At 59.6% G+C, this 22,579-nt stretch carries 24 protein-coding genes; 17 read left to right on the top strand and 7 right to left on the bottom strand.

All coding sequences use genetic code 11. The features are described from left to right. The 11 genes from kdsA to lipA all read left to right on the top strand — a co-directional run bounded on the left by kdsA (position 1) and on the right by lipA (position 10,868). Positions 1-846, top strand: a complete 846-nt coding sequence (gene kdsA / locus QO005_RS00215) for a 3-deoxy-8-phosphooctulonate synthase (protein WP_307155966.1) — start codon at positions 1-3, stop codon at positions 844-846. Positions 847-1,128: 282 nt separating this feature from the next. After that, positions 1,129-2,403 (top strand): phosphopyruvate hydratase, encoded by a 1,275-nt coding sequence (gene eno, locus QO005_RS00210; RefSeq protein WP_307155965.1) that lies wholly within the window; start codon positions 1,129-1,131, stop codon positions 2,401-2,403. Between the two features lie 191 nt (positions 2,404-2,594). Beyond that, a complete protein-coding gene (locus tag QO005_RS00205) occupies positions 2,595-2,906 on the top strand; it encodes an FtsB family cell division protein (protein WP_307155964.1) in 312 nt (103 codons plus the stop codon). A 224-nt stretch (positions 2,907-3,130) separates the two neighbouring features. Continuing rightward, a complete protein-coding gene (pdhA, locus tag QO005_RS00200) occupies positions 3,131-4,192 on the top strand; it encodes a pyruvate dehydrogenase (acetyl-transferring) E1 component subunit alpha (protein ID WP_307155963.1) in 1,062 nt (353 codons plus the stop codon). Positions 4,193-4,213: 21 nt separating this feature from the next. After that, the gene (locus tag QO005_RS00195; RefSeq protein ID WP_307155962.1) at positions 4,214-5,626 is read left to right on the top strand and encodes a pyruvate dehydrogenase complex E1 component subunit beta; all 1,413 of its coding nucleotides are present in this window, start codon (positions 4,214-4,216) and stop codon (positions 5,624-5,626) included. A gap of 15 nt (positions 5,627-5,641) precedes the next feature. Further along, on the top strand, positions 5,642-6,970 hold the full coding sequence (locus tag QO005_RS00190) for a pyruvate dehydrogenase complex dihydrolipoamide acetyltransferase (RefSeq protein WP_307155961.1): 1,329 nt from the start codon (positions 5,642-5,644) through the stop codon (positions 6,968-6,970). A 60-nt stretch (positions 6,971-7,030) separates the two neighbouring features. Continuing rightward, on the top strand, positions 7,031-7,669 hold the full coding sequence (locus QO005_RS00185; RefSeq protein WP_307155960.1) for an SGNH/GDSL hydrolase family protein: 639 nt from the start codon (positions 7,031-7,033) through the stop codon (positions 7,667-7,669). Between the two features lie 90 nt (positions 7,670-7,759). Continuing rightward, positions 7,760-8,026 carry an HP1242/YdcH family protein gene (locus QO005_RS00180; RefSeq protein WP_307155959.1) on the top strand — a complete coding sequence of 89 codons (267 nt, stop codon included), beginning with the start codon at positions 7,760-7,762 and terminating at the stop codon, positions 8,024-8,026. A gap of 77 nt (positions 8,027-8,103) precedes the next feature. Beyond that, complete coding sequence (gene lpdA / locus QO005_RS00175) at positions 8,104-9,549, top strand: dihydrolipoyl dehydrogenase (protein WP_307155958.1); 1,446 nt, start codon at positions 8,104-8,106, stop codon at positions 9,547-9,549. 66 nt (positions 9,550-9,615) lie between these two features. Then, positions 9,616-9,864, top strand: coding sequence for a GlsB/YeaQ/YmgE family stress response membrane protein (locus tag QO005_RS00170; protein WP_307155957.1), 249 nt, complete (start codon positions 9,616-9,618; stop codon positions 9,862-9,864). A gap of 38 nt (positions 9,865-9,902) precedes the next feature. Continuing rightward, on the top strand, positions 9,903-10,868 hold the full coding sequence (lipA, locus tag QO005_RS00165; RefSeq protein ID WP_307155956.1) for a lipoyl synthase: 966 nt from the start codon (positions 9,903-9,905) through the stop codon (positions 10,866-10,868). Between the two features lie 52 nt (positions 10,869-10,920). Here the strand turns inward: lipA and QO005_RS00160 are convergent, their stop codons facing one another. The 4 genes from QO005_RS00160 to folP all read right to left on the bottom strand — a co-directional run bounded on the left by QO005_RS00160 (position 10,921) and on the right by folP (position 14,465). Next, positions 10,921-12,234, bottom strand: a complete 1,314-nt coding sequence (locus QO005_RS00160) for an MFS transporter (RefSeq protein WP_307155955.1) — start codon at positions 12,232-12,234, stop codon at positions 10,921-10,923. Positions 12,235-12,726: 492 nt separating this feature from the next. Continuing rightward, on the bottom strand, positions 12,727-13,251 hold the full coding sequence (gene folK / locus QO005_RS00155) for a 2-amino-4-hydroxy-6-hydroxymethyldihydropteridine diphosphokinase (RefSeq protein WP_307155954.1): 525 nt from the start codon (positions 13,249-13,251) through the stop codon (positions 12,727-12,729). Then, on the bottom strand, positions 13,235-13,603 hold the full coding sequence (gene folB, locus QO005_RS00150) for a dihydroneopterin aldolase (RefSeq protein ID WP_307155953.1): 369 nt from the start codon (positions 13,601-13,603) through the stop codon (positions 13,235-13,237). Before folB ends, folK begins: the two co-directional genes overlap by 17 nt. After that, a complete protein-coding gene (gene folP / locus QO005_RS00145) occupies positions 13,596-14,465 on the bottom strand; it encodes a dihydropteroate synthase (protein ID WP_307155952.1) in 870 nt (289 codons plus the stop codon). The genes folB and folP overlap by 8 nt, the downstream gene beginning before the upstream one ends. A gap of 95 nt (positions 14,466-14,560) precedes the next feature. Between folP and QO005_RS00140 the strand changes: the two genes are divergently transcribed. Then, positions 14,561-15,169, top strand: a complete 609-nt coding sequence (locus tag QO005_RS00140) for a DUF922 domain-containing Zn-dependent protease (protein ID WP_307155951.1) — start codon at positions 14,561-14,563, stop codon at positions 15,167-15,169. A gap of 383 nt (positions 15,170-15,552) precedes the next feature. Here the strand turns inward: QO005_RS00140 and QO005_RS00135 are convergent, their stop codons facing one another. Beyond that, positions 15,553-15,873, bottom strand: coding sequence for a 2Fe-2S iron-sulfur cluster-binding protein (locus QO005_RS00135; protein WP_307155950.1), 321 nt, complete (start codon positions 15,871-15,873; stop codon positions 15,553-15,555). Between the two features lie 187 nt (positions 15,874-16,060). Here QO005_RS00135 and QO005_RS00130 point away from each other — a divergent pair, with 187 nt between their 5' ends. Further along, the gene (locus tag QO005_RS00130; protein WP_307155949.1) at positions 16,061-16,630 is read left to right on the top strand and encodes a P-loop NTPase family protein; all 570 of its coding nucleotides are present in this window, start codon (positions 16,061-16,063) and stop codon (positions 16,628-16,630) included. Positions 16,631-16,639: 9 nt separating this feature from the next. Further along, positions 16,640-17,086, top strand: coding sequence for a type II toxin-antitoxin system RatA family toxin (locus QO005_RS00125; RefSeq protein WP_307155948.1), 447 nt, complete (start codon positions 16,640-16,642; stop codon positions 17,084-17,086). Here QO005_RS00125 and QO005_RS00120 read toward each other — a convergent pair. Together QO005_RS00120 and QO005_RS00115 are read right to left on the bottom strand one after the other, a co-directional pair. Beyond that, positions 17,077-17,577, bottom strand: coding sequence for a CinA family protein (locus QO005_RS00120; RefSeq protein ID WP_307155947.1), 501 nt, complete (start codon positions 17,575-17,577; stop codon positions 17,077-17,079). The two genes, QO005_RS00125 and QO005_RS00120, sit on opposite strands and share 10 nt — an antisense overlap. Then, the gene (locus tag QO005_RS00115) at positions 17,574-18,794 is read right to left on the bottom strand and encodes a bifunctional 2-C-methyl-D-erythritol 4-phosphate cytidylyltransferase/2-C-methyl-D-erythritol 2,4-cyclodiphosphate synthase (protein ID WP_307155946.1); all 1,221 of its coding nucleotides are present in this window, start codon (positions 18,792-18,794) and stop codon (positions 17,574-17,576) included. Before QO005_RS00115 ends, QO005_RS00120 begins: the two co-directional genes overlap by 4 nt. A 169-nt stretch (positions 18,795-18,963) precedes the next feature. Here QO005_RS00115 and dusB point away from each other — a divergent pair, with 169 nt between their 5' ends. From dusB to ntrC, 3 genes are read left to right on the top strand one after another with little or no spacing between them, the layout of a single operon-like run. Further along, on the top strand, positions 18,964-19,962 hold the full coding sequence (dusB, locus tag QO005_RS00110; protein WP_370877971.1) for a tRNA dihydrouridine synthase DusB: 999 nt from the start codon (positions 18,964-18,966) through the stop codon (positions 19,960-19,962). Further along, the gene (locus tag QO005_RS00105) at positions 19,959-21,107 is read left to right on the top strand and encodes a two-component system sensor histidine kinase NtrB (protein WP_307155945.1); all 1,149 of its coding nucleotides are present in this window, start codon (positions 19,959-19,961) and stop codon (positions 21,105-21,107) included. The genes dusB and QO005_RS00105 overlap by 4 nt, the downstream gene beginning before the upstream one ends. Further along, positions 21,104-22,555, top strand: coding sequence for a nitrogen regulation protein NR(I) (gene ntrC / locus QO005_RS00100; RefSeq protein WP_307155944.1), 1,452 nt, complete (start codon positions 21,104-21,106; stop codon positions 22,553-22,555). The genes QO005_RS00105 and ntrC overlap by 4 nt, the downstream gene beginning before the upstream one ends. Positions 22,556-22,579 lie beyond the last annotated feature (24 nt).

Here is a 22,579-nt window from a genome sequence, read left to right as displayed (position 1 = left end):
ATGACCTCCCCCAATGCCACCGTCACCGTCGGCGCGGGCGACAAGACCGTTTCCTTCAGCAATTCCAAGCGTTTTTCGCTGATTTGCGGCCCCTGCCAGATGGAAAGCCGGGAGCACGCCTTCATGATGGCGGGCAGCATCAAGGAAATCTGCGACCGGCTTGGCATTGGTCTGGTCTACAAGTCCTCCTTCGACAAGGCCAACCGCACCTCGCTGAAGGGCGGGCGCGGCATCGGTATTGAAAAGGGGCTGGAAATCTTTGCCGACCTGAAGAAGGAGTTCGGCTTTCCGGTGCTGACCGATATTCACACCGAAGAGCAATGCGCCATCGTGGCGGAGGTCGTGGATGTGCTGCAAATTCCAGCTTTCCTGTGCCGCCAGACGGATCTTCTCGTTGCTGCCGCCAAGACCGGCCGCGCCATCAACGTGAAGAAGGGCCAGTTCCTCGCCCCCTGGGACATGAAGAATGTGATGGAAAAGATCACGCTGTCCGGCAATCCCAATGTCATGCTGTGCGAGCGCGGCGCCTCCTTCGGCTACAATACGCTGGTTTCCGACATGCGCTCGCTGCCGATCATGGCGGGCATGGGTGCGCCGGTGATTTTCGATGCGACTCACTCGGTGCAGCAGCCGGGCGGGCAGGGCGGTTCCACCGGTGGCCAGCGCGAATTCGTGGAAACCCTGGCGCGCGCAGCCGTCGCCGTCGGCGTTGCCGGGCTTTTCATCGAATCGCACCAGGACCCGGACAATGCGCCGTCGGATGGCCCCAACATGGTTTATCTCGATAAACTCGAGGCTCTTCTGGAAAAGTTGATGGCCTTCGACGCCGTCACCAAGGCCGATTAAAAAGCCTCCGGAGACGGGCGGATTCATCCTGAATTCGCCCGTCTCCAGGTTTTTGGGCATCGTTTGTCTTTTCGGGAGAACCGGTTTCCCCTTTTCCCTGACAAACTTTAACCGATTTATCCCGGCACAAAACGGCAGAAGATCATTTAAATCGATTAGCTTTTGTCTTTTTACCGGTCAAACCGTCATTGTAATTTCCGTTTCATCGGATAAGACAAGGGACCTGAAGGCGGCGATGCCGCCCACACCGGGCCTTGGCCTTTCATTCAGCAGGGAGCGAACATGACTGCCATCACCGATATCATTGGCCGCGAAATTCTCGACAGCCGCGGTAATCCGACCGTCGAGGTCGATGTCTATCTCGAAGACGGCAGCATGGGCCGTGCGGCGGTTCCCTCGGGCGCATCCACCGGCGCGCACGAAGCCGTGGAACTGCGCGATGGCGGCAAGCGCTATCTCGGCAAGGGCGTGGAAAAGGCTGTCGAAGCCGTCAACGGCGAAATCTTCGACGCGATCGGCGGTCATGACGCTGAGAACCAGATCCAGATCGACAACATCATGCGCGAACTGGACGGTACGCCCAACAAGTCCCGCCTCGGTGCAAACGCCATTCTCGGCGTCTCACTCGCCGTCGCCAAGGCTGCCGCCGAAGCCTCCGGCCTGCCGCTCTATCGCTATGTCGGTGGCCCGAACGCCCGCGTTCTGCCGGTTCCGATGATGAACATCATCAATGGCGGCGCGCATGCCGATAACCCGATCGACTTCCAGGAATTCATGATCATGCCGGTGGGTGCGGAAAATATCCGCGACGCCGTTCGCATGGGTTCCGAAGTGTTCCACACCCTCAAGAAGGAACTGGCTGCCCAGGGTCACAACACCAATGTGGGTGACGAAGGCGGTTTTGCTCCGGGTCTGGAAAGCGCCCCTGCCGCGCTCGACTTCATCATGAAGTCCATTGAAAAGGCTGGCTATCGCCCGGGCGAAGACATGTATCTGGCGCTGGACTGCGCCTCCACCGAGTTCTTCAAGGACGGCAAATACGTGCTGGAAGGTGAAGGCCGCACGCTGGAGCCGGAAGCCATGGCCGACTATCTTGCCGAACTGGCTGGCCGCTACCCGATCATCTCCATCGAAGACGGCATGGCCGAAGACGATTGGGATGGCTGGAAGTCGCTCACCGACAAGATCGGCTCCAAGGTTCAGCTGGTTGGCGACGATCTGTTCGTGACCAATTCGGCTCGTCTGCGTGATGGTATCCGCATGGGCGTTGCCAATTCCATCCTCGTCAAGGTCAACCAGATCGGTTCGCTCTCTGAAACGCTGGACGCCGTGGAAACCGCACACAAGGCCCGCTACACCGCCGTCATGTCGCACCGCTCGGGCGAAACGGAAGATTCGACCATTGCCGATCTCGCCGTCGCCACCAATTGCGGTCAGATCAAGACCGGCTCGCTGGCCCGCTCCGACCGGCTCGCTAAATACAACCAGCTGATCCGCATCGAGGAAATGCTGGGCATGCAGGCAAGCTATGCCGGTAGCTCCATCCTGAAGGGCTGATAGTCTGGTCTTTTTCAATCACTGAACAACCGCCGCGCTCCCCAGGGATCGCGGCGGTTTTTTGTTGCGGATACGTCATGGTCAACGAACGGTTAAGGGTTCCGCTCTAATGTTTGGGTTAAGGGAGCCGTCTTCCCTCCGCTGCGCGGCTGGCGCAGTGGCAAAGGTCATGCGTACAAGGTCGCCGGGGCATGTGGACACGCCATCACAAGAACAGAAAATTCGGACGTCTCATCCTTCCCGCCATCACCGTCGCTTTCATCGGCTATTTCGGCTATCACAGCATTCATGGCGATTATGGCCTGCGCGCAGGCGAGCGCTTCGACCAGATCCGCGCCGAGCGGAACAAGGAGCTGGCCGATCTGGTTAAGAAGCGCAAGGCAATCGAAAAACAGGTTGAATTGTTGAGCGACGGTTCGCTCGAGCGCGACATGATCGATGAAAAGGCCCGCTATCAGCTCAACATGTCGCGCCCGGACGAGATCGTCATTTTCAATCGCTGAAAGCCTTTTGAAGTGACGGTTGCAGTGCACACAAAAAATGCTGCATTGCTCCCAGTATAAATCCGGGGAATTTAAATTAACTGGATTTCAGTTAATCGCAAAAAATGCTGTAATTCTCTATGTTTACAGCGAATGGAAGGCATGCATTTAGTGCATTGCGACTTCAGCCTTTCTTGAATATGGTGGTGCGCAATCAAGAACCCCAGCAAGTCAGGGAGGAATGAATGGCGCCGCGCACCAACGCGACCGCATCCGGTCGCAAGGCTCAGGCCAAGCCAGCTCAGGCCAAGCAGGCCAAGAGCAATTTCACGCAAGGGGCAATCGTCGAGCTTGATCGCGAGGAGGAGCTGAAGGCTTATCGCGAAATGCTCCTCATTCGCCGTTTCGAGGAAAAGGCAGGCCAGCTCTACGGCATGGGCTTCATCGGCGGCTTCTGTCACCTTTACATCGGCCAGGAAGCTGTCGTCGTCGGCATGCAGATGGCGCTGAAGGAAGGCGACCAGGTCATTACCGGTTATCGTGACCACGGCCACATGCTGGCCTGCGGCATGAGCGCCCGGGGCGTCATGGCCGAGTTGACGGGCCGCCGCGGCGGTCTGTCCAAGGGCAAGGGCGGCTCCATGCACATGTTCTCCAAGGAGAAGCATTTCTACGGCGGTCACGGCATCGTCGGTGCACAGGTTTCGCTCGGCACGGGTCTGGCCTTCGCCAACAAGTATCGTGGCAATGACAATGTGTCGCTCGCCTATTTCGGCGATGGCGCGGCCAACCAGGGCCAGGTCTATGAGAGCTTCAACATGGCTCGCCTGTGGAGCCTGCCGGTGATCTACATCATCGAGAACAACCGTTATGCCATGGGCACCTCCGTTTCCCGCGCCTCCGCGCAGACGGATTTCTCCCAGCGCGGCGTTTCCTTCAATATCCCCGGCATTCAGGTGGATGGCATGGATGTGCGCGCCGTCAAGGCTGCCGCAGATTATGCCGTGGAGCATTGCCGCTCCGGTCGCGGCCCGATCATTCTCGAAATGTTGACCTATCGCTATCGCGGTCACTCCATGTCCGACCCGGCCAAGTATCGCTCCAAGGACGAAGTGCAGAAGATGCGCTCCGAGCATGACCCGATCGAGCAGGTGAAGGCACGCCTGCTGGAACTGAACTGGGCCACCGAAGACGACCTGAAGCAGATCGACAAGGACGTGCGCGATATCGTGGCAGACAGCGCCGATTTCGCCCAGGCCGATCCGGAGCCGGATGTATCCGAGCTCTACACCGATATTCTGCTCTAAGGCGAAAGGGAGGGTTAGCCCATGCCAGTCGATATTCTCATGCCCGCCCTTTCTCCGACCATGGAGGAAGGCACGCTTTCCAAGTGGCTCAAGAAGGAAGGCGATAGCGTCAAGTCCGGCGATGTGATCGCTGAAATCGAAACCGACAAGGCGACCATGGAAGTGGAAGCCGTGGATGAAGGCGTGATCGGCAAGCTGCTGATCGAAGCCGGTACCGCAAACGTCAAGGTGAACACGGTGATCGCCGTGCTGCTGCAGGATGGCGAGAGCGCCGATGCGATCGCCGCACCCAAGGCTGCCGACGCCGATACCCCGGCTGCGACATCCGATGCTGCCGGCGGCAAGGCGCGCCAGTCCGTCGATGAGCCGTCTTCCAAGTCCGATAATACCACGCTTCCGGCTGCGCCGAAGGTGGAAGTTGCTGCCGATCCGGCCATTCCCGCCGGCACGGAAATGGTGACGATGACGGTGCGTGAAGCGCTGCGCGAAGCCATGGCCGAGGAAATGCGGGCCAACCCGGATGTCTTCATCATGGGTGAGGAGGTCGCCGAATATCAGGGCGCCTACAAGATCACGCAGGGGCTGCTGCAGGAATTCGGCCCCAACCGCGTTGTCGATACGCCGATCACCGAGCACGGTTTTGCCGGTATCGCTGTCGGTGCCGCCATGACCGGCCTGCGTCCGATCGTCGAGTTCATGACCTTCAACTTCGCCATGCAGGCGATTGACCAGATCATCAACTCCGCCGCCAAGACGCTCTATATGTCCGGTGGTCAGATGGGTGCGCCCATGGTGTTCCGTGGCCCGAACGGCGCGGCTGCCCGCGTTGCCGCCCAGCACAGCCAGGACTATGGCGCATGGTACAGCCATATTCCGGGTCTCAAGGTCATCCAGCCTTACACGGCGGCCGATGCCAAGGGCCTGCTGAAGGCTGCCATCCGCGATCCGAACCCGGTCATCTTCCTCGAAAACGAAATTCTCTACGGTCACTCCTTCGAAGTGCCGAAGATGGATGATTTCGTTCTGCCGATCGGCAAGGCGCGCATTCACAAGGCGGGCAAGGATGTCACCATGGTATCCTGGGGCATTGGCATGACCTATGCCGTCAAGGCTGTGGAAGAGCTGACCGCTGCCGGGATCGACGTCGAACTCATCGACCTGCGCACGCTGCGCCCGATGGATCTGCCGACCGTGATCGAATCCGTCAAGAAAACGGGCCGTCTGGTCACTGTCGAAGAAGGCTTCCCGCAGTCTTCCGTGGGCGATTTCATCGCCAACACCATCCAGCGCGAAGCTTTTGACTATCTCGACGCTCCGGTCATCACCATTGCGGGCAAGGATGTGCCGATGCCCTATGCGGCCAACCTCGAAAAGCTCGCTCTGCCGAATGTCGGCGAAGTGGTCCAGGCCGTCAAAGCCGTCTGCTACAAGTAAGGGGAGGCGAGGCTCATGCCGATCAACATTACCATGCCTGCGCTTTCTCCGACCATGGAAGAAGGCAATCTGGCCAAGTGGCTGGTCAAGGAAGGCGATACGGTCAAGTCCGGCGATGTGATCGCCGAGATCGAAACCGACAAGGCGACCATGGAAGTGGAAGCCGTTGACGAAGGCGTCGTTGCCAAGCTGGTCGTTCCGGCTGGCACGGCGGGCGTGAAGGTCAATTCGCTGATCGCCATTCTGGCAGCTGAAGGCGAAGACGTCTCTGCCGCCGCTGCTGGCGGTGGTGCCGCACCTGCCAAGGCCGAAGCGCCCAAGGAAGCCCCGAAGGCTGAGGCACCTGCCGCCAAGGCAGAAGCCCCCGCTGCCGCCCCGGCTCCGCAGGCTGCTGCCGCTCCGGCAGCTTCCGGCGACCGCGTTTTCTCCTCGCCGCTGGCCCGTCGTCTTGCCAAGGATGCCGGTCTTGATCTCAAGGCCATTTCCGGCACCGGCCCCAAGGGCCGCGTGGTGAAGAGCGACGTGGAAAAGGCCGTTGCCGGTGGTGGCGCCAAGGCGGCGTCCGCACCTGCCACCGCTGCCCCGGCTCCGGCCCTTGCCAAAGGCCCGTCGGAAGAGGCTGTGCTCAAGCTGTTCGAGCCGGGTTCCTACGAGCTTGTGCCGCATGACGGCATGCGCAAGACCATTGCCAAGCGCCTGCAAGAATCCAAGCAGACCATTCCGCATTTCTACGTCACCGTGGATTGCGAACTGGATGCGCTGCTGGCGCTCCGTGCCCAGCTCAATGCCGCTGCCCCTGAAAAGGATGGCAAGCCGGTCTACAAGCTTTCCGTCAATGACATGGTGATCAAGGCCATGGCGCTGGCGCTGCGCGATGTGCCGGATGCCAACGTGTCCTGGACGGATACGAACATGGTCAAGCACAAGCATGTGGATGTCGGCGTCGCCGTCTCCATTCCGGGCGGTCTGATTACCCCGATCATCCGCAAGGCCGAGACCAAGTCGCTCTCCACAATCTCCAACGAGATGAAGGATTTCGGCAAGCGCGCCAAGGAACGCAAGCTGAAGCCCGAGGAATATCAGGGCGGCACCACGGCTGTGTCCAACATGGGCATGATGGGCGTCAAGCACTTCGCTGCCGTCGTCAACCCGCCGCACTCCACCATCCTCGCCGTTGGCGCGGGCGAAGAGCGTGTCGTGGTGAAGAACGGCGAAATGAAGGTGGCCAATGTCATGACCGTGACGCTGTCCACCGACCATCGCTCCGTCGATGGCGCTCTGGGTGCCGAACTGATTGGCGCTTTCAAGCGCTACATCGAAAACCCGATGGGCATGCTGGTGTAATGAGATGAGGAGAGGTGGGTTTCCCTGCCTCTCCCCTCGTTTTCGGGAGGTGCGCCGCGCATGAAAACCATTCTCGCCTACGGCGACAGTTTGACCTGGGGCTATGATCCGGTTGGTCTTGGCCGTCACGCCCATGAGGATCGCTGGACCAGCGTGTTGCAGAAGGCGCTTGGCCACGGCGTCCGGGTGATTGCCGAAGGCTTGAACGGACGCACCACCGCCTATGACGATTATCTCGGCGATTGCGAGCGCAATGGTGTGAAGCTTTTGCCGACGGTTCTGGCGACGCACAAGCCGCTCGATCTGGTGATCATCATGCTGGGCACCAATGATCTGAAGCGTGGCATACAGGGCACGGCGGACGGTGCGGTGCAGGGTATCAAACGTCTGGTGCGGCAGGTTCAGACGCATGACTGGGGTTTTGATTTCGAGAGCCCGGATGTGCTGATCGTCTCGCCGCCACCGATTTGCGAAACGGCGCATCCGATGTTCGGCCCCATGTTCAATCGCTCCATTGAAGAAGGTGCGATGCTGGCGAGCCTGTACCGGGATGCGGCTGATGAACTGGGATGCGGTTTCTTCGATGCAGGCTCAGTGGCCAGGACCACGCCGCTCGATGGCATTCATCTCGATGCGGAGAATACCCGCGCCATCGGGCGCGGACTGGAGCCGGTGGTCCGGATGATGCTCGGCCTGTGACACGGCCCGGCCCATCAGGTTGATCGGAATCAAGGAGGTATGCTGCGGTGCGTTTAATCTGATCTTGCAACCGTTATTGGGGGAAAGATCATGGCCAACACACCGCATGAACTGGCAGAAGAATTTCCGGAATTCGTGCCGCTGATGCGGCATCTCAAAGAAACGGACGGTCATTTTGTCCGGCTTTTCGATGCCTATCACGAAGTCAACCGGCAGGTTCATCGCGCCGAAACCAATATCGAGCCGCTTGACGACTTCCATATGGAAGATCTTCGCAAGAAGCGCATGCGGCTCAAGGATGAAATCTACGGGATGCTGGTTCGACATGAACCGGAAGCCGAGACACCGGCAATCTGAGCCGGACGCGCTTCCAGTCCCGTTACGGGCAGATCCGAAAGGAACTGCCTCAAGGAAACCGAGGAGTGGAAGCGCCCATGTCGAATGCTTATGACGTCATCATCATCGGCTCCGGTCCGGGGGGCTATGTCACGGCCATCCGGTCTGCCCAGCTTGGCTTGAAGACGGCCATTGTCGAGCGCGAGCATCTTGGCGGCATCTGCCTGAACTGGGGCTGCATCCCCACCAAGGCGCTGCTGCGTTCGGCTGAAATTCTCGATCACGCCAACCATGCCAAGAGCTTCGGCCTGACGCTGGAAGGCAAGATGACGGCGGATGTGAAGGATGTCGTTGCCCGTTCGCGTGGCGTGTCCGCCCGCCTCAACGGCGGCGTCGCCTTCCTGATGAAGAAGAACAAGATCGACGTGATCTGGGGTGAGGCAAAGCTCACCAAGCCGAACGAGATCGTTGTCGGCAAGATGACCAAGCCGGTCGTCGAGCCGCAGAACCCGGTTCCGAAGGGTGTGCTGGGCGAGGGCACCTATACCGCCAAGCATATCATCGTCGCGACCGGTGCGCGTCCGCGCGCGCTGCCCGGTATCGAGCCGGATGGCAAGCTGATCTGGACCTATTTCGAAGCCATGAAGCCGGATTTCATGCCGAAATCGCTGGTCGTCATGGGCTCGGGTGCCATTGGCATCGAGTTTGCCTCCTTCTACCGCTCCATGGGCGTGGATGTCACGGTGGTGGAAGTCATGCCGCAGATCATGCCGGTGGAAGATGCGGAAATCTCCGCCATGGCCCGCAAGCAGCTTGAAAAGCGCGGGCTGAAAATCATTACCGATGCCAAGGTTTCCAAGGTCGAGAAGGGTGCAAATTCCATCACGGCTCATGTCGAGACCAAGGATGGCAAGGTGCAGCAGATTACCGCGGATCGCCTGATTTCGGCGGTCGGCGTGCAGGGCAATATCGAAAATCTCGGCCTTGAGGCCTTGGGCGTCAAGACGGATCGCGGCTGCATCGTCATCGATGGCTATGGCAAGACCAATGTTCCAGGTCTCTATGCCATCGGCGACGTTGCAGGCCCGCCGATGCTGGCCCACAAGGCCGAGCATGAGGGCGTTATCTGCGTCGAAAAGATCGCCGGCGTTCCGGGCGTTCATCCGATGGACAAGGCCAAGATCCCCGGCTGCACCTATTGCAATCCGCAGGTTGCCTCTGTTGGCCTGACGGAAGCCAAGGCGAAGGCGGAAGGTCGCGATATCCGCGTGGGCCGCTATTCCTTCGGCGCCAATGGCAAGGCTATTGCGCTGGGTGAAGACCAGGGCATGATCAAGGTGATCTTCGACAAGAAGAGCGGCGAATTGATCGGCGCGCATATGGTGGGTGCGGAAGTCACCGAACTCATCCAGGGCTTCGTGGTGGCCATGAACCTCGAAACCACCGAGGAAGAACTGATGCACACCATCTTCCCGCATCCGACGCTGTCGGAAATGATGAAGGAAGCGGTACTGGACGCCTATGGCAAAGTCTTGAACGCCTGACATTGCTCAAGAGAACCCGGCCTATTATATAGGGCCGGGTTTTCAGCTTGAAGCGAGGGTCACGGAATGGAAAATGTCGGCTGGCTTACGGCCATCATCGTGGGCGGGTTTGCCGGATGGCTGGCGGGCAAGCTCATGGATATGCGCTTCGGCATTTTCATGAATATCGTCATCGGCATTGTCGGTTCGGTGATTGCCAATGCCATCCTGCGGCGTTTCGATATCTTCGTGGCAGGGGACTGGCTGGGCTATCTGATCACCAGCTTCATTGGCGGCTGCATTCTGCTGTTCTTCGCAAAGCTGGCTCGTAAGTAGATTTTTGACGGTCGCCGCTCTGCGGCAAAGGAAACACGATGGTTACCATCCTCGACAGAACCCAACCGGGCGAAAAGCGCGTCCGCCACCCGGAAAAGGCCCATAAGCCGGATACGGAAGTGCTGCGCAAGCCGGAATGGATCAGGGTTAAGGCCCCGGTGTCCAAGGGCTATCAGGAAACCCGTGACCTCGTGCGCTCGCACAAGCTGGTGACGGTCTGTGAAGAGGCTGGCTGCCCGAATATCGGCGAGTGCTGGGACAAGAAGCACGCCACCTTCATGATCATGGGTGAGATCTGTACCCGTGCCTGCGCCTTCTGCAATGTGGCGACCGGCAAGCCGAATGCGCTGGATCAGGATGAACCCGCCAATGTCGCCAAGGCCGTGCGCCAGATGGGCCTGTCCCACGTCGTCATTACCTCTGTGGATCGTGACGATCTGGCCGATGGCGGTGCGGAGCATTTCGAAAAGGTCATCTGGGCCATTCGTGAAGCCTCGCCGCAAACCACCATTGAAATTCTGACGCCTGACTTTTTGAAAAAGCCCGGCGCACTGGAGCGCGTCGTGGCCGCCAAGCCGGATGTCTTCAACCACAATATGGAAACGGTGGCCGGGAATTATCTTACCGTTCGCCCCGGTGCACGTTACTTCCACTCCATCCGTCTTCTGCAACGGGTGAAGGAACTGGACCCCACCATGTTCACCAAGTCGGGCATCATGGTCGGCCTGGGGGAAGAGCGCAATGAAGTGCTGCAATTGATGGACGACCTGCGCACGGCGGATGTCGATTTCCTTACCATCGGCCAATATCTCCAGCCCACCCGCAAGCACCACAAGGTCGAGCGCTTCGTGACGCCGGAAGAGTTCAAGTCTTACGAAGATATCGCCTATACCAAAGGCTTCCTTATGGTCTCTTCCAGCCCGCTGACCCGCTCTTCGCACCATGCGGGCGAGGATTTCGCGCGGCTGAAGGCCAATCGTGAAAAGCTGCTCGCAACTGGTTGAGTAGAATTTTCCCTTATTTTTGAGGGGCGCCCCGTCAAGGGAGCGCCCTTTTTCATGCAGAGACGGTCACCCGGCGTGAGAGGATGACCAGCGTGATGGCGGATAGGGCGGAAGCGCCCATCATGTACCAGGCGACCGAAGCCGCATTGCCGGTGGTTGCCACAAGCCATGATGTGATGATCGGCGTCAGCGCGCTCCCGAGAACGCCTGCCAGCATGTAGCACAGCGAAAGCCCGGTATAGCGCAGGCCTGTTTCGAAGAGTTCCGCCAGGAAGGTGGCGATCGGTCCGAAATTGGCGGCAAAGGCGCTCATCATCAGCAGGAAGCCGAGAAGCACGCCTGGCAGCCCGCCATTGTCCATCAGCCAGAACATTGGAAAGGCAAAGAGAATTTCCGCAATAATCCCGGCCAGGATCACCTTTCGCCGGCCGATCCGGTCGGAAAGTCTGCCGAAGAAGGGCAGAAGGGGTACGCAAAAGGCGCAGGCGATCAGGATCATCGTCAGCACATCCTGCTTGGGCAGTTTCAGAGTCTGCGTGCCGTAGGAGAGGCCGAAGACTGCTATGAGATTGAAGGAGGAGCCGATAGAAAGCGTCGCCACGCCGCCCAGCAGCACAGTTCCCCAATGCTTGCGCAGCAGATCGGCAAGCGGAATCCGGTGCTTTTCAGCCTGCTTTGCATAACTGGCAAAGCTTGGCGTTTCCGTCACGCTCAGGCGCACATAAAGCCCGATTGCCACCAGGAGAATACTGACGAGAAACGGCAGCCGCCAGCCCCAGAGCAAAAAGCTCTCCGGCGGCAGCAGGGCGGACATGATGAGAAAGGCGGAATTGGCCAGAAACGTGCCAGCGGGCACGCCGATCTGCACCCACGACCCATAGAGACCGCGCTTGTCCTTCGGCGCATGCTCCACCGCCAGCAGCACCGCGCCGCCCCATTCTCCGCCAAGCGCAAGCCCCTGCAATAGTCTCAGCACGACAAGCAGGATGGGCGCCCATGCCCCAAGCGTATCATAGCCGGGAAGCAGGCCGATGGCGAAGGTGGCAAGACCCATCAGGCTGAGCGATATCATCAGCGTGGATTTTCGCCCCAGCCGGTCGCCGAAATGCCCGAAAAGCGCCGCGCCCAGCATGCGCGACAGATAGGCGGAGGCGAATGTGCTAAAGGCCAGAAGTGTCCCCGCCAACGGATCGAAGCTTGGGAAAAACACCTTGTTGAACACCAGCGCCGAGGCGGTGGCGAAGATGAAGAGATCGTACCATTCAATGGTCGTGCCGATCACGCTGGCCAGCATGATGCGGCGGAGATCCAGTTTTTTGGCGTTTGGTGCGCCGGTTGCGCCGTGTTCGGCAATGGGTGTCGCCATAAATGTCTCCAGTCGAAATTTATATTATTATTGAATGAGATAGTTGTTCTGTGGAGAAGGCTATCATGGCTGTTATACGCCTGCCACCAACCAGAATTATGCAATGGCGGGCTTTTGAATTTAGAGCGCTTTTCGATCTGATTGAATCAGATCGGCGCTCTAAGATTCTCTTTTTGAAGCATAATCTTGTCGATCCTCGTTTCACTCCGGTCGGATTATGCTCTAGGGTGTGTGGACATTCGGCTTTGGGCGTGGCGAAAACGGTGATTTTCGAGAACCGGAGCGGAGTGTACTTGAGTACATGAGCCTAGGTAAGCGCAGGAAATTGCCGTTTGCAGCCCGCTCAAGGGCGAATGTCCACACACCCTAGACCAAGGCATCGAAGATGCGTGCGCCTCCTTGCCTTGAAAAGGTTACGAATATTTCAACTGCGTCAGAGGCTTGAGATAATCGAAAAGAGAATACCAAGGTCATTTTCAATAACACTTGGTGTTACCGGCGCCACCAGCCTGCACTGCCATCGGCGAGATTGATGTCCGAGGCGTCCACAGTCCCAAGCCACTCGCTGATGGCTTTCTCAGCGATGACATGATCCGGCGCGATATCGGCCAGTGGCTTCAGCACAAAAGCACGCTCCAGCATGCGCGGATGCGGGATGTGCAAATGGTCTTCCGCGACCACCCGATCACCGTAAAAAAGAATATCGATATCGAGCGTCCGTGGCCCCCATCGCTCCAGCCGCACGCGCTTCATCGCCCGCTCCAGGTCGAGACAGCAATCCAGCAGATCCGAAGGGGATAGCGTCGTTTTGACCAGTGCACAGGCATTGAAGAAGTCCGCCTGATCGGTCTTGCCCCAGGGTGGAGTGCGGTAAAGACCGGAAACGGCCAGCATGGCGCTGTCCTCCCGCCGATCCAGCGCCTGCAATGCCCTGGCCATGGCTTCCACCGGATCGCCGAGATTGCCGCCGAGGCCCAGCGCCGCCACCACGGGCAGCGGATCAGCGCACGTGGTCAACGCACACCTCGACATAATCCAGCAGGCCGCGAATGGGAGCGCTGGGCTTGCGCACGGTAATCCTGGCCCGCAACACAGCATCGAAGTGGTCGCAAAGCGATTTGGCAATATCCAGGGCTAGGGCTTCGATGAGATAACGCCGCCGCCCGGTCACGATCTCTTCGATCACCTGGAAAACCTTGCCGTAATCCACCGTGCCCTCAAGCTCATCCGTTTCCAGGGCCTGCGAAAACCGGATTTCCAGTTCGGCATCGATAAAGAACCGCTGGCCCAGAAATTCCTCCTGGTCATGCACGCCATGGCGCGCGAAGAACCCGCAATTCTTGAGGGTAATTCGGTAGGTATCAGCCATGGAAATGTCCTTTTCCCAAGCGAGTTTCAAGAGCGAGCATAGCATCGGCCACGGCCAGAGCGTCCCGATTGATCGCGACATTATGAATACGAAACACGCTTGCTCCCTTGGTCCTTGCAATCACCGAAGTCGCCGCCGTCGCGGCATCGCGATCTGCGGCCTCCCGGCCCGTCAGCGTCCCGAGAAAGCGTTTGCGCGAGGTGCCGACCAGCAATGGAAAACCAAGGGACTGAAGCTCCGGCAGTCGCGCCAGAAGTTCAAGATTGATCTCCGTGGTCTCCTTGGCAAAGCCGAAACCGGGGTCCAGCAGGATTGTTCCGGGATGTACTCCGGCCCGCCGGGCAATGGCAAGCGAGGTTTCGAAAAAGGCGTTCTGATCCGCGATCACATCCGCCAGACGCTGCCGGTCGCGGCCCGTATGCATGATGCAGAGCCCGGCGCGATGCTCTGCGGCAACGGCCGCGATCTCCGGCTCCCGCTGCAGCCCATGCACATCATTGACGATATGTGCCCCCGCCTGAAGGGCGGCCCGTGCGGTTTCGGCCCGGTAGGTATCGATGGAGATCAGGGCATCGGTTTCACGCGTAAGCCGCTCGATCAGCGGCAGCACACGATCCTGCTCTTCCGCCGTAGAGACAGGCAGCGCGCCTGGACGAGTGGATTCCCCGCCAATATCGAGAATATCCGCCCCCTCTTCCAGGCAGGAAAGACAGTGGCGGAAGGCCGTCTCCAGCGTGTCGTGCCGTCCGCCATCGGAAAAGGAATCCGGCGTGACGTTGACAATCGCCATCAGGCGGGCTTTTTCGCCCAGTATAAGGCTGCGTTCCCGCGCCAGTAGCCACCTGTGCTGCTGATTGCTCACCTGTCCCTCGATCCCGGGAAAAATACGGGTTTCCCTTGAAACTCGCCCGGCTATGCCCCAAACTCTAAAGGAATTCAATGATGCGGATGGATTGCATGTGGAAATGGGCCGGAGCAGCACTTGCCATTATGGCACTCAGCACCGGCCAGGCCAGTGCCGAAACCCGTATCCGCAAATCCTACAGCTATTTTCCGATCAGCGGGCGTACCGCAGCCGATCTTGACCGCGAACTGGAGCGAAAGGGGCCGCACACCAACGCGACCGGCATGCGCCATCCCGGTGCCACGCGCATCAAATTCGGCGGCACGATCAACTATCTCCGCTCCGCCAATCGTTGCGCGGTCGGCGATGTCACGGTCAAGCTCAACGTAACGATCATCATGCCGCGCTGGAAAAACCGCGCAACAGCCACACCGGAACTCGGCTTCATCTGGGATACGCTGGCCTCCGACATCAAGCGTCACGAAGAACGCCATGCCGAAATTGCCGTGCAGCATGCTCGCGGTCTCGAAACAACGCTGAAAGCGCTGAAGCCGGAAAAAAGCTGCGAAATCCTCCAGGAACAGGTGGCAATCGCCACCGACAAGGCAACCGACGAGCATGAGGCAGACCAGGTGCGCTTCGACCGCATCGAAGCTGTGAACTTCAACGCCCGCATCCTGCGCCTCCTGCAATATCGCGCAGGCAAGCAGGCGCATCGGTAAGGCCAAATCTCATCTGGCAGGACCGCCAGCCTCGCGCAACCACGGCCTGCGGCCTTCATGCTACAGCAAACATATCCGCGAAATCACCCGTAATTTCTCGGAGTGGTGCACATCCCGAAGATGTATTAGATTAGAACATAGCAAGCACCCTATGCGCTTGCTGTTCTCTGTTCCTCCTGGTGCGTCACGCCGCCGGTTCCCCCTCCCTTTACCGGCGCGGATCGCACCCTGTTGCCCCGCACGTCCCCCAAGGATTTGCGGGGCTTTTTTAGCTAATGCTTAATTGCTTAATCAGATTTAAAGTTTTATAGCGCCGTGCGTATGGTAAAACGCACGGCGCTATAAAACTCGCAAATTGGCAAACGCGACCGCGGTTACGGATCTTATCCCTGCCGTTCAGGCACGTGCACAACTAATCCGTCCAGCGCCGGACCGACCTTGATCTGACAGGAAAGCCGCGATGTAGGCCGCACGTCGGAGGCAAAATCCAGCATATCCTCTTCCATCGGCTGCGGAGCGCCGACCGTCGCGGTCCAGGCATCGTCTACATAAACATGACAGGTGGCACAGGCACAGGCGCCGCCGCATTCGGCATCGATCCCCGGCACGGAATTGCGCACGGCGTTTTCCATCACCGTGGAGCCGTCGGCTGCGTCGAGGTCGTAACGAGTGCCGTCAAAGGCAACAATCGTGATTTTTGTCATGTCTTTTGCATCCGGATGTGTTTGTCAAACGTCTGTCCGTCTTCCAACAAATCCGAAAACCAGTCAACCTAAGATCAGACGAGCCGAAAACCCCGGCGCAGACGAAGCACCGGGGCCTTTCTGAGGCCTTGTTCCTATCGAGATCTCGTGCGCAAAAACACCCGGCAACGAAGGAGAGGGATCGGTAATGACGACAACAGTGCTGGACATTGCCGAAGCGGCAGATCTGGTCGCCAAAAGCAGACGGATCGTGGTGACCGGCTGCTCCGGCAGCGGCAAGTCCACGCTTTCCACTGCCCTTTCGAGGCGGTTTTCCCTGCCTTACATCTCGCTGGATCGCGATGTTTTCTGGCTGCCCGGCTGGAGGCTCAGACCACGCGAAGAAGCCATTGAGTTGATGACGGCGCATGCGCAAGGTGAGCGCTGGATCATGGATGGCAACAGCCCCCGCACCATGAACATTCGCCTGAACCGCGCGGATCTGGTCATCTGGCTGCGCCCGCCGCGTCATGTTTCTGTTTCGGGCATTCTGCGGCGCTGGTGGCGCTATCGCGGGACGGTGCGCCCCGGAATGCCGGAGGGCTGTCCGGAAAAAATCGACTGGGCCTTCTTTTCCTATGTCTGGAATTTCGAGAGGAACGAAGTTCCGAAGTTCATGGCTGCCTTCGAGGCGGCAAGGGCGGACCTCCCCGTGGTTATCCTGAAATCACATCGCGACACCGCCAAACTCCTTGATCTTGCCGGTGTCCCGTCTTAAGTCCGCATCATGCCCAAGTTCGAAACTCGCCGCCTCGTCAATCACTCCCCCCAGCGCATGTATGATCTTGTCGCGGATGTGGAGCGCTATCCGGAATTCCTGCCGCTTTGCGAGGAATTATCCATCCAGTCCCGCAAGGAGCGGGATGGCAAGACCCTGCTCGTCGCGCATATGACGGTGGGATACAAGGCGATCCGCGAAACCTTCACCACTCAGGTTCTGCTCAACCCGGCAGAGCAGGCCATCGACGTCAAATATATCGAGGGTCCATTCCGGTATCTCGACAATCGCTGGCGATTTGAGGACGCGGGCGAGGGCAAGTGCGCCGTGGTGTTCTTCATCGATTACGAATTCAAGAGCATGATTCTCGGCGCGGTGATGGGCTCTATGTTCGACCGCGCCTTCCGCATGTTTGCCGAAGCCTTCGAGGCGCGGGCCGACAAGCTTTACGCCTGAGCAGCCTCGATCAGCATTTCGAGCGCGGTGTGCAAAGTTGCCATCCGAACGCCTTCGCGTCCAAGGTCGCCATACTGCATTTCCCGATGCTTGGTCGCCCCGTGACGGTTCATGGCCGCCAGATGCACCAGCCCCACGGGTTTCTCCACCGAACCGCCCCCCGGGCCTGCAATGCCGGTGACCGCGACCGACAGCGCTGCGCCGGAGCGGTATAGCGCCCCATGGGCCATGGCGAGCGCCGTTTGCTGCGATACGGCACCGAAAATCTCCAAGGTCACGGCAGGCACGCCCAGCATGTCCATTTTAGCCTGGTTGGAATAGGTGACGTAGCCGCAAAGCACGACGGCAGAGGAGCCTGCGATTTCGGTGAGAGCCCCGGCAATCAGCCCGCCGGTGCAGGATTCCGCCGTGGCAATGGTCAAGCCGCGGACGCTGAAATCAGCAATAATTGCCTTGGCCTTCTCTTCGATTGCCGATGGAAAAAGGCTCATTCGCCGTCTCCCCGATAGACAACGGTGGCCGTGGCAATGGCGGCTATGCCTTCGCGGCGGCCAATGAAGCCGATCTTCTCGTTCGTCGTCGCTTTGACCGAGCAGCGCTCCAGCGAGATGCCGAGGATCTCCGATAGTTTTTCCCGCATGGTCTGCCGGTGCGGGCCGACTTTCGGGGCTTCGGCAATCAGCGAAATATCGGCATTCATGATCGTGCCGCCCGCCTTGCGAACGATGTTTGCCGCATGCTCCAGAAAAATGCGTGAGGGTGCGCCACGCCATTGCGGATCGGAGGGAGGAAAATGATCGCCGATATCGCCCGCGCCGCAGGTGGCCAGCAGCGCATCCGTCAGCGCATGCAGCGCCACATCGGCATCGGAATGACCTTTCAGCGCCTGATCATGCGGAATGAAAACGCCGCAGAGCGTTACGCCTTCGCCGGGTTCAAGCTGGTGCACGTCATAGCCGTTACCGGTGCGCACATCGGGAAGAGGGACGGGCATCAGGCGGGCATCGGCCATTTCGATATCTCTTTTCAGCGTCAGTTTTACATTGTCGGGCGAGCCCTCCACAAGGCTTACCGAAAACCCGGCCCATTCGGCAATGGCCGCATCGTCGGTAAAGTCATCCCGCCCTTCGGCGGCGGCGGCCAGATGCCCCTCCAGAATGGCTGGAAAGGCGAAGCTTTGCGGGGTCTGGGCGGCATAAAGCCGCTCGCGCGAAACGGTGTCGATCACCTGCGCTTGTGCGTCGCCACGCTTCAGCGTGTCCGTAACCGGCATGGCAGGGAGAATGGCTTTCGCACCGGCATCATAGGCAGCAATGATCCGCGAGAGCATGGCGGCATCGAAAAACGGCCTCACCGCATCATGGATCATCACCAGATCCGGCTGGTGAACGGCGGCAGCTTTCAGCCCGGCCAGCACCGATTGCTGGCGGGTGCGCCCGCCCTCTGTGACGGTTACGTCCTGACGCGAAAGTCCGCCCTCCGAAAGCGCCCGATCCAGAAGGTCATGATCATCCGCGTGAATGACGAGGATAAGATGCGCATCGGGCAGGAAGCGCCGGAAGCGCTCGATGGTGTGGAGAATCACCGCTCTGCCGCCAATGCGCCGGTATTGCTTTGGCCCTTCCTGCGAATATCCGGCCCGCTCGCCGCGTCCGGCGGCCACGATGACAACTGCGATTGACCTGGACCCGTCCTTGCCGTTATGCACGTTTTCTATCCATAATGAGGGCTCGTTCGCGTCTCTCTAGCCTTCAACCCGAAAATATTCCAGCATTTGCCCAGGAATTTGTCGTTGCGGGCGCTAAGACGACTTGGCAAGCACCATTTTCCTGTCTAAAAATCGGGCAAACTGGTTTCTTGCCTGAAAGATAGACATCTTGACCATCCCGTCTCTCGATCATGCCTTCAGCATTGGCGGCGTCGCGATCAAAAATCGCGTCGTGCTCGCGCCCATGTCCGGTGTGACGGATCTGCCTTTCCGGCAGTTGGCGGCACGCTTCGGCGCAGGCCTGGTGGTGACGGAAATGGTGGCCAGCCGCGAACTGGTGTTCAATGCGGCGGAAAGCTGGTCGCGCCTCAAGGGAGCGGGACTTAAGCCGCATATGGTGCAGCTTGCCGGTCGCGAGCCGCGCTGGATGGCGGAAGCCGCCCGCATTGCCGAGGCCAATGGCGCGGATATCATCGACATCAATATGGGGTGTCCCGCCAAGAAGGTGATTGGCGGCTATGCCGGCTCGGCCTTGATGCGGGAGCCGGAAACGGCGCTTGCGATCATCGAGGCCACCGTCAACGCCGTGAAGGTGCCGGTTACCGTGAAGATGCGGCTCGGCTGGGACGAGACCTCGAAAAACGCGCCGGAACTGGCCAAAGCGGCGGAAGAGGCTGGCGTGCAGGCCGTGACCGTGCATGGCCGCACGCGCATGCAATTTTACGAAGGCCGCGCCGACTGGGATGAGATTGCCCGCGTCCGCGCCGCCATCCGCATTCCACTGATCGCCAATGGCGATGTGAAGAGCCGCGCCGATGCCGAGGAGATCCTTAAGCGTTCCGGCGCGGATGCGGTGATGCTGGGCCGCGCCTGTCAGGGCAGGCCATGGCTGGCGGGCATGATTGCCGGTCATCCGGGGCCGGTGCCTCGGGAAATCCCGGCGCTGGCGGAAGACCATTACCGGATGATGCTGGATCACTACGGGCCGGATGTGGCCGTGCGCCATGCCCGCAAGCATGTGGCCTGGTATCTGGAGTGCCACGGCGCGGTGCTGAGCGATGGCGAGCGTCAGGCCATCATGACCTCGAAAGATCCGGAATTCGTGGCGGCACGCCTGCATAAGGCTCTGTCGCTTGCCCTGAATGAACAATGTGAGGAAGCGGCATGAGCGGTGATGCGCCGGGTGCGGCAGGCAATAACGCGCTGGCCATGGCAGTGCTGAACGCCATACAGAACCCTGTGGTCATGGTGGATCAGGAAGGTTTTATCGCCTTTGCCAATTGGGAGGCGGAGGCGTTTTTCGGCGCGAGCGCCAGCCATCTGGCGCGCTACCGGATCAACACTTTCATTCCCTTCGGCAGCCCGCTTCTGTCGCTGATCGAACAGGTGCGTGAACGCCGCGCCCCGGTCAATGAATATCGCGTCGATCTGAGTTCGCCCCGGCTTGGCCAGGAAAAACTCGTGGACCTCTACGTTGCCCCGGTGATCAGCGAAACGGGGGCGGTGGTCGTGGTCTTTCAGGAGCGGTCCATGGCCGACAAGATCGACCGGCAACTGACCCATCGCGCCGCTGCGCGCTCCGTCACCGGTCTTGCTTCCATGCTGGCGCATGAGATCAAGAACCCGCTTTCCGGCATTCGCGGTGCGGCCCAGCTTCTCGAAAGCTCGGTGCCTGACGAAGACCGCCCGCTGACCCGGCTGATCTGCGACGAAACGGATCGCATCGTCTCGCTGGTGGATCGCATGGAGGTCTTCTCCGACGAGCGCCCGGTGGATCGCACCTCCATCAACATTCACTCCGTTCTCGACCATGTGAAGGCCGTCGCACAGGCGGGCTTTGCGCGGCATCTGAAGATTACCGAGAGCTACGATCCCTCGCTGCCGCCTGTTTTTGCCAATCGCGACCAGTTGGTCCAGGTTTTCCTCAACCTTGTGAAAAACGCGGCGGAGGCCGTCGGCGACAGACCCGATGGGGAAATCCAGCTGACCACAGCCTATCGTCCGGGCATTCGCCTTTCAGTGGCCGGTGCGCGGGAAAAGATTTCGCTGCCGCTGGAATTCTGCGTGCATGACAATGGTCCCGGCGTGCCGTCGGATCTTCTGCCGCATCTTTTCGATCCCTTCATCACCACCAAGACCAACGGCTCGGGCCTCGGGCTGGCACTGGTGGCCAAGATCATCGGTGGCCATGGCGGCATTGTCGAATGCGACAGCCAGGGCAGCCGCACCACCTTCCGCGTTCTCATGCCCGTTTCCAAGGAAACGCCGGTGGAAGACGCTCCTCACGCGAAATCGACGGGAATATCCAGATGAGCGCCACGATCCTTGTCGCCGATGACGATGCCGCGATCCGCACCGTCCTCAACCAGGCCCTGAGCCGGGCGGGCTATGATGTCCGCATCACCTCGAATGCCGCCACGCTGTGGCGCTGGATTTCGGCAGGTGAGGGTGATCTGGTGGTCACGGATGTGGTCATGCCGGATGAAAATGCCTTCGATCTCCTGCCGCGCATCAAGAAGGCGCGGCCTGATCTGCCGGTTCTGGTGATGAGCGCCCAGAACACCTTCATGACGGCCATTCGCGCCTCGGAAAAGGGCGCGTATGACTATCTGCCCAAGCCTTTCGACCTGACGGAACTGATTGCAATTATCGGTCGGGCGCTGTCGGAACCGAAGAAGAAGCCGGCCCGGCTGGACGATGACATGCAGGACGGCATGCCCCTTGTCGGCCGTTCTGCCGCCATGCAGGAAATCTACCGCGTGCTGGCCCGCCTGATGCAGACGGATCTGACGCTGATGATCACCGGCGAATCGGGCACCGGCAAGGAACTGGTGGCGCGCGCCCTGCATGATTACGGCAAGCGCCGCAACGGGCCATTCGTCGCGATCAACATGGCCGCCATTCCGCGCGACCTGATCGAATCCGAGCTGTTTGGCCACGAAAAGGGTGCCTTCACCGGCGCGCAAACCCGCTCCACCGGTCGCTTCGAGCAGGCAGAGGGCGGCACGCTCTTTCTCGATGAAATCGGCGATATGCCGATGGATGCGCAGACGCGGCTTTTGCGCGTGTTGCAGCAGGGCGAATATACCACTGTGGGCGGGCGCACGCCGATCCGCACCGATGTGCGCATCGTTGCCGCCACCAACAAGGATCTGAAGCAGTCCATCAATCAGGGCCTGTTCCGCGAAGACCTTTATTATCGTCTCAATGTGGTGCCGCTGCGCCTGCCGCCGCTGCGCGACCGCGCCGAGGATATTCCGGATCTGGTACGCCATTTCATCCAGCAGGGTGAGAAGGAAGGCCTGGATTCCAAGCGGTTCGACCAGGAAGCTCTGGAACTGATGAAGGCCTATGCGTGGCCGGGCAATGTGCGCGAACTGGAAAATCTGGTGCGCCGTCTGATGGCGCTTTACCCCCAGGATGTGATCAGCCGCGAGATTATCGAGCAGGAGCTGCGCTCGGATATTGCCGACAGCCCCATCGCCAAGGTGGGTACGGCTGGCGGTTCCATGACCATCGCCCAGGCGGTGGAGGAAAACATGCGCACCTATTTCGCCAGCTTCGGCGATAGCCTGCCGCCGCCCGGTCTTTACGACCGTGTGCTGACCGAAATGGAATATCCGCTGATTCTCGCGGCCCTGACCGCCACGCGCGGCAATCAGATCAAGGCTGCCGATCTTCTTGGCCTCAACCGTAACACGTTGCGCAAGAAGATCAGGGAGTTGGGGGTATCCGTCTATCGAAGCTCCCGCAGCGCTTGACATTCGCGGCTCCAGCGTTGCAAT

Origin of the sequence: Allorhizobium paknamense, assembly GCF_030815125.1 — a bacterium.
GTDB lineage: Bacteria > Pseudomonadota > Alphaproteobacteria > Rhizobiales > Rhizobiaceae > Allorhizobium > Allorhizobium paknamense.
This window is presented reverse-complemented; position numbering and strand designations above follow the sequence as displayed.

What these genes read in the sequence shown, in the direction of transcription:
- QO005_RS00180 (WP_307155959.1), top strand. Translation starts at nt 7,760, where the DNA reads ATGGCCAACACACCGCATGAACTGGCAGAAGAATTTCCGGAATTCGTG.
- pdhA (WP_307155963.1), top strand. Translation starts at nt 3,131, where the DNA reads ATGGCGCCGCGCACCAACGCGACCGCATCCGGTCGCAAGGCTCAGGCC.
- QO005_RS00125 (WP_307155948.1), top strand. Translation starts at nt 16,640, where the DNA reads ATGCCCAAGTTCGAAACTCGCCGCCTCGTCAATCACTCCCCCCAGCGC.
- QO005_RS00195 (WP_307155962.1), top strand. Translation starts at nt 4,214, where the DNA reads ATGCCAGTCGATATTCTCATGCCCGCCCTTTCTCCGACCATGGAGGAA.
- lipA (WP_307155956.1), top strand. Translation starts at nt 9,903, where the DNA reads ATGGTTACCATCCTCGACAGAACCCAACCGGGCGAAAAGCGCGTCCGC.
- QO005_RS00205 (WP_307155964.1), top strand. Translation starts at nt 2,595, where the DNA reads ATGTGGACACGCCATCACAAGAACAGAAAATTCGGACGTCTCATCCTT.
- folB (WP_307155953.1), bottom strand. Translation starts at nt 13,603, where the DNA reads ATGGCTGATACCTACCGAATTACCCTCAAGAATTGCGGGTTCTTCGCG.
- ntrC (WP_307155944.1), top strand. Translation starts at nt 21,104, where the DNA reads ATGAGCGCCACGATCCTTGTCGCCGATGACGATGCCGCGATCCGCACC.
- QO005_RS00120 (WP_307155947.1), bottom strand. Translation starts at nt 17,577, where the DNA reads ATGAGCCTTTTTCCATCGGCAATCGAAGAGAAGGCCAAGGCAATTATT.
- QO005_RS00130 (WP_307155949.1), top strand. Translation starts at nt 16,061, where the DNA reads ATGACGACAACAGTGCTGGACATTGCCGAAGCGGCAGATCTGGTCGCC.
- QO005_RS00160 (WP_307155955.1), bottom strand. Translation starts at nt 12,234, where the DNA reads ATGGCGACACCCATTGCCGAACACGGCGCAACCGGCGCACCAAACGCC.
- QO005_RS00135 (WP_307155950.1), bottom strand. Translation starts at nt 15,873, where the DNA reads ATGACAAAAATCACGATTGTTGCCTTTGACGGCACTCGTTACGACCTC.
- eno (WP_307155965.1), top strand. Translation starts at nt 1,129, where the DNA reads ATGACTGCCATCACCGATATCATTGGCCGCGAAATTCTCGACAGCCGC.
- QO005_RS00170 (WP_307155957.1), top strand. Translation starts at nt 9,616, where the DNA reads ATGGAAAATGTCGGCTGGCTTACGGCCATCATCGTGGGCGGGTTTGCC.
- QO005_RS00190 (WP_307155961.1), top strand. Translation starts at nt 5,642, where the DNA reads ATGCCGATCAACATTACCATGCCTGCGCTTTCTCCGACCATGGAAGAA.
- QO005_RS00140 (WP_307155951.1), top strand. Translation starts at nt 14,561, where the DNA reads ATGTGGAAATGGGCCGGAGCAGCACTTGCCATTATGGCACTCAGCACC.
- lpdA (WP_307155958.1), top strand. Translation starts at nt 8,104, where the DNA reads ATGTCGAATGCTTATGACGTCATCATCATCGGCTCCGGTCCGGGGGGC.
- QO005_RS00185 (WP_307155960.1), top strand. Translation starts at nt 7,031, where the DNA reads ATGAAAACCATTCTCGCCTACGGCGACAGTTTGACCTGGGGCTATGAT.
- kdsA (WP_307155966.1), top strand. Translation starts at nt 1, where the DNA reads ATGACCTCCCCCAATGCCACCGTCACCGTCGGCGCGGGCGACAAGACC.
- QO005_RS00105 (WP_307155945.1), top strand. Translation starts at nt 19,959, where the DNA reads ATGAGCGGTGATGCGCCGGGTGCGGCAGGCAATAACGCGCTGGCCATG.